5 protein-coding genes are annotated in these 4563 nt (G+C 68.7%); 1 reads left to right on the plus strand and 4 read right to left on the minus strand.

Translation table 11 applies throughout. From position 1 onward, the window contains the following. The first annotated feature begins 196 nt into the window (after positions 1-196). The gene (locus tag AC27IO_RS20805; RefSeq protein ID WP_498740542.1) at positions 197-889 is read left to right on the plus strand and encodes a pectate lyase; all 693 of its coding nucleotides are present in this window, start codon (positions 197-199) and stop codon (positions 887-889) included. A gap of 106 nt (positions 890-995) precedes the next feature. Here the strand turns inward: AC27IO_RS20805 and purH are convergent, their stop codons facing one another. The 4 genes from purH to AC27IO_RS20825 all read right to left on the minus strand — a co-directional run. Next, complete coding sequence (gene purH / locus AC27IO_RS20810; RefSeq protein WP_498740543.1) at positions 996-2621, minus strand: bifunctional phosphoribosylaminoimidazolecarboxamide formyltransferase/IMP cyclohydrolase; 1626 nt, start codon at positions 2619-2621, stop codon at positions 996-998. A gap of 84 nt (positions 2622-2705) precedes the next feature. Next, positions 2706-2939: a Fis family transcriptional regulator gene (locus AC27IO_RS20815; protein ID WP_005799570.1), complete on the minus strand. Its 234-nt coding sequence runs from the start codon at positions 2937-2939 to the stop codon at positions 2706-2708. Continuing rightward, the gene (gene dusB / locus AC27IO_RS20820) at positions 2936-3985 is read right to left on the minus strand and encodes a tRNA dihydrouridine synthase DusB (protein WP_498740545.1); all 1050 of its coding nucleotides are present in this window, start codon (positions 3983-3985) and stop codon (positions 2936-2938) included. Before dusB ends, AC27IO_RS20815 begins: the two co-directional genes overlap by 4 nt. Positions 3986-4107: 122 nt before the next feature. Beyond that, positions 4108-4563, minus strand: a 456-nt coding sequence (locus AC27IO_RS20825) for a c-type cytochrome (RefSeq protein WP_498740546.1), incomplete at its 5' end; no start/stop codon positions are given.

Genomic DNA, 4563 nt, shown 5'->3' on the forward strand with positions numbered 1-4563 from the left:
GCGCCGACGGCAGCGACGCCCACGCCCGACCCGTCCACGATCGCGAACGCGCCCAAGCCATCGCCGACGCCTGCGCCGCCGCCCCCCCACGGAGGTGGGTTCGGGCGGCAAGGCACCGGCGACCGCGCCGTCGTCAGCCCCCACCGCAGCCCCATCCCCGTCAACGAATGCAGCCGTCACCAAGCCGCCGGCGAACATGAAGGTCGCCGAGCCCACGGGCGTAGAAGAGGTGAACAAGCCCATCATCGTGAAGGCGGGCACGACCTACGACGGGGAGGGCAAGCTGTTCAACGCCGGCGCCGGGCTGAACGGCGGCGGCACCGCGGAGACGCAACTGCCGATGTTCATCCTCGAGCCGGGCGCATCGATCAAGAACCTGCAGTTCAAGGGCGGGGACGGCATCCATCTGCTGGGCGATGCCAAGCTGGACAACGTGCACGGCCTGCAGACCGGGGACGATTTCGTCACCGTGGACGGCGCGGAGAACAAGGCGGTCGACGCCCAGCGCGCCGGCATCTCGGCGAAGGACCTTCCGAGCGGCCCGGCCCAGGTGGAGATCACGAACTCGTCGTTCCAGAACAGCCACGACAAGGCGATCCAGATCAACGGCGACGTGAATCTGAAGCTCCAGGGCATCTACGCCGACAACATCGGCCAGCTGGCGGTCACGCGCGGCGGCTACCCGATCACGGCGAACGTGGACATCTCCGATTCGACCTTGCAGAACCTCAAGGCCTTCACCTTCCGCTTCGACTCCAGGCACTCCACCGTCAACATCGCGAACACCGATGTGGATGGCGGCAAGACGCCGGTGAACGTGATGGCGGGCGACCCCAGCAAGGTGCAGGGCGCCGGCAGCGTGCGCCAGTCCGTGCAGACGGTCGGGTGACCTGACACGCCGCAACGGCGAAGGCCCTGCCAGCGCAGGAAGGCAGGGTCTGCCTTTCCCGCGCTGGCAGGGCCTTCGCGCTTGGAGGAGGTTCCTGCCGACCGGCTCAGTGGCGGAAGTGGCGCACCCCGCTGAACACCATGGCCACGCCGCGCTCGTTGGCGGCGTCGATCACTTCCTGGTCGCGCATGCTGCCGCCGGGCTGGATGACGCAAGTCGCGCCCGCGTCCACCACCACGTCCAGGCCGTCGCGGAAGGGGAAGAACGCGTCGCTCGCCACCACCGTGCCGGCCAGCGACAGGTTGGCGTGCTGCGCCTTGATGCTGGCGATGCGGGCCGAGTCCAGGCGGCTCATCTGGCCAGCGCCCACGCCCATCGTCATGCCGCCCTTGCAGAACACGATGGCGTTGCTCTTGACGTACTTGGCGACCTTCCAGGCGAACAGCAGGTCTTCCATCTCTTCCAGCGTGGGCTGCTTCTGGGTGACGACCTTGATGTCGATCATCGACAGCTCATGGTTGTCGGCCGACTGCAGCAGCATGCCCGAGCCGATGCGCTTGGCGTCCACCGCGTTGCGGCCGCGGTGCCAGGGCGTGTTGCTACCCAGCGCGTATTGCGCCGCGTCCAGCGCCGGGGGCAGCGCGATCTTGAGCAGCCGCACGTTGGCCTTGGCCTTGAAGACCTCCAGCGCCTCGGCCGTGAAGTCGGGGGCCATCAGCACCTCCACGAACTGCTTGGCGATCTGCTGCGCCGCCGCGCCGTCCACCGGGCGGTTGAAGGCGATGATGCCGCCGAACGCGCTGGTGGGATCGGTCTGGAACGCCTTGCCGTAGGCGCCCAGGGCGTCGAGCCCGACGGCCACGCCGCACGGGTTGGCGTGCTTGACGATCACGCAGGCCGGCACGTCAAAGCTCTTGACGCATTCCCAGGCGGCGTCGGCGTCGGCGATGTTGTTGTACGAGAGCTCCTTGCCCTGCAGCTGCACGCCGGTGACGATGGAGCCGGGCGCGGGGTACAGGTCGCGGTACAGCGCGGCCTGCTGGTGGCCATTCTCGCCGTAGCGCAGGTCCTGCACCTTGGTGAAGATGCCGTTGCTCTGGCCGGGGAAGGCCGTGCGGGCGGGCACGTAGTCCTCGGCCAGCTTCTCGGCCTCGAACGTGACGGACGAGAGGTAGTCGCTGATGGCCGCGTCGTACTGCGCGATGCGGTTGAACGCGGCGACCGACAGGCCGAAGCGCAATGCGTCCGACAGCTTGCCCGACGCCTTCAGCTCGCCCAGCACGCTCTCGTACTGCGCGGCGTCGGTCACCACGCCCACGTCCTTCCAGTTCTTGGCGGCGCTGCGCACCATGGCGGGTCCGCCGATGTCGATGTTCTCGATCGCGTCGGCCAGCGTGCAGCCGGCCTTGGCCACCGTGGCCTCGAAGGGATAGAGGTTGACCACCAGCAGGTCGATGGTGTCGATGCCGTGCGCGGCCAGCGCGGCCATGTGCTCGGGCAGCTCGCGGCGCGCCAGCAGGCCGCCGTGCACCTTGGGGTGCAGCGTCTTCACGCGGCCGTCCAGCATCTCGGGGAACTGCGTGACCTCGGCCACTTCGGTCACGGGCAGGCCGGCCTTGGCCAGCAGCTGGGCGGTGCCGCCGGTGGACAGCAGCCGGATGCCCAGCGCGTGCAGGGCCTGGGCGAATTCAACGATGCCGGTCTTGTCGGAGACGGAGAGAAGTGCGTTCATGGCAGGGGGTGGGGTTTGATTGAAATCGGGCTTCAGCGCAATATCCACTAGGGCATATTGCTATTAAATATGTAGCAACCGCCGTTACAGCAGCTTGTGCTCCACCAGCTTCTTGCGCAAGGTGTTGCGGTTCAGTCCCAGCCATTCGGCGGCGCGGGACTGGTTGTTGTCGGCGTGGCTCATGACCACTTCCAGCAGGGGCTTTTCAACCACGCGCACCAGCATGTCGTACATGCCGTCCGGCGTCTCGCCCCCTAAGTCGCGAAAGTAGCCCTGCAGGCTCTCCCGCACGCACTCTTCGATGTGTTTCTTGCTCATGCCGCCAGGTCTTCCTGTTTTTCGCTGGGGTCTGCGTCCTCGGTGTACGCGGGGGGCAGCCGGTCCATCCGTTGCCCGATCGCATCCAGATAGTGGGCCACCGCGTGCCACTGTTCGGAGCAGTCCTCGATGGTGTTGATGTGTTGCCTGAACGCCTCGCCGCCGGGCAGGGCCCGCACGTACCAGGCGATGTGCTTGCGCGCGCTGCGCATGCCGGTGAACTCGCCGTAGAGGCGATAGTGGTCCTGCAGGTGGTCCAGCAGCAGGCGCCGCACCTCGGCCACCAGCGGCGGCGCCAGGTGCTCGCCCGTGGCGAGGTAGTGGCCGATCTCGCGGAAGATCCACGGCCGGCCCTGCGCCGCGCGCCCGATCATGATCGCGTCGGCGCCCGTGGCGGCCAGCACCTCGCGCGCCTTCTCGGGCGAGGTGATGTCGCCGTTGGCCACCACCGGCACGCGCACCGCGGCCTTCACGGCGGCGATGGTGTCGTACTCGGCCTGGCCACGATAGCCCTGCTCTCGCGTGCGGCCGTGCACCGTCAGCATCTGGATGCCCACGCCCTCGAACGCCCGGGCCAGGGCCACGGCGTTCTTGTGCTCCTGGCTCCAGCCGGTGCGCATCTTGAGCGTGACGGGCACGTTGCGCGGGGCGCAGGCCTCGACCACCGCCTGGGCGATTTCCAGGGCCAGGGCCTCGTTCTGCATCAGGGCGGAGCCCGCCCATTTGTTGCAGACCTTCTTGGCCGGGCAGCCCATGTTGATGTCGATGATCTCGGCGCCCCGGTCCACGTTGTAGAGCGCGGCCTCGGCCATCATCTGCGCGTCGGTGCCGGCGATCTGCACGGCGATGGGGCCGGGCTCGCCCTCGTGGTTGGCCCGGCGCGAGGTCTTGAGGCTGTCCCACAGGTCCTTGCGCGAGGTGACCATCTCGCTCACCGCGTAGCCCGCCCCCAGCGCCTTGCACAGCTGGCGGAACGGCCGGTCCGTGACGCCCGCCATCGGGGCGACGAACAGGCGGTTCGCCAAAGGGATGTGGCCGATGTGCATGGGAGGGGGGAGGCAGCGCGTGCTGAAAAAGGAGGCAGGATTGTAGCTGCTCAAAATTTCAGCAAATGAAAAGTGCGTCCGGCGCCGCCACCGCCCCCCATCGGCGGCCCGCCGCGCCGTTCTCAGCGCGCCCCGCGGCGCTCGCGGGCCATGTGCTGCAGGTAGCTCACCAGATCGTCCAGATCGCTGTCGCTGAGCCGGTCCGGCGCGAAGCCGGGCATCGACTGCCCGGGCCACTGGCGCACGCTGGCCGGGTTGCGCACCAGCTGGCGCAGCGCCTGCGGCTGGAAGTACTCCACGGGGCTCATCGGCAGGTTCAGGTCGGGCCCCAGGCGCGCCTCGCCGCCGCCGTTCATGGTGTGGCAGACGAAGCACTGCGCCACGAAGATCGCCTGGCCGCGCCGGCGCGCATCGCCCGCGGGCACCTCGGGCGCGACGCCGATCCGGGGCCAGCGCTTTTCCGGTGCCTCGCGCACGTGCAGCCGGGCCACGGCATAGGGCCACTGCTCGCTGAGCACGCCGTCGGCCACCGGCCAGACGATGTAGAACGGCCCGGGGCCCGACGCCTTGCCCGGCAG

The sequence above is a fragment of the Acidovorax sp. KNOB132 genome (assembly GCF_057541515.1).

What these genes read in the sequence shown, in the direction of transcription:
- AC27IO_RS20805 (WP_498740542.1), top strand. Translation starts at nt 197, where the DNA reads ATGAAGGTCGCCGAGCCCACGGGCGTAGAAGAGGTGAACAAGCCCATC.
- purH (WP_498740543.1), bottom strand. Translation starts at nt 2,621, where the DNA reads ATGAACGCACTTCTCTCCGTCTCCGACAAGACCGGCATCGTTGAATTC.
- AC27IO_RS20815 (WP_005799570.1), bottom strand. Translation starts at nt 2,939, where the DNA reads ATGAGCAAGAAACACATCGAAGAGTGCGTGCGGGAGAGCCTGCAGGGC.
- dusB (WP_498740545.1), bottom strand. Translation starts at nt 3,985, where the DNA reads ATGCACATCGGCCACATCCCTTTGGCGAACCGCCTGTTCGTCGCCCCG.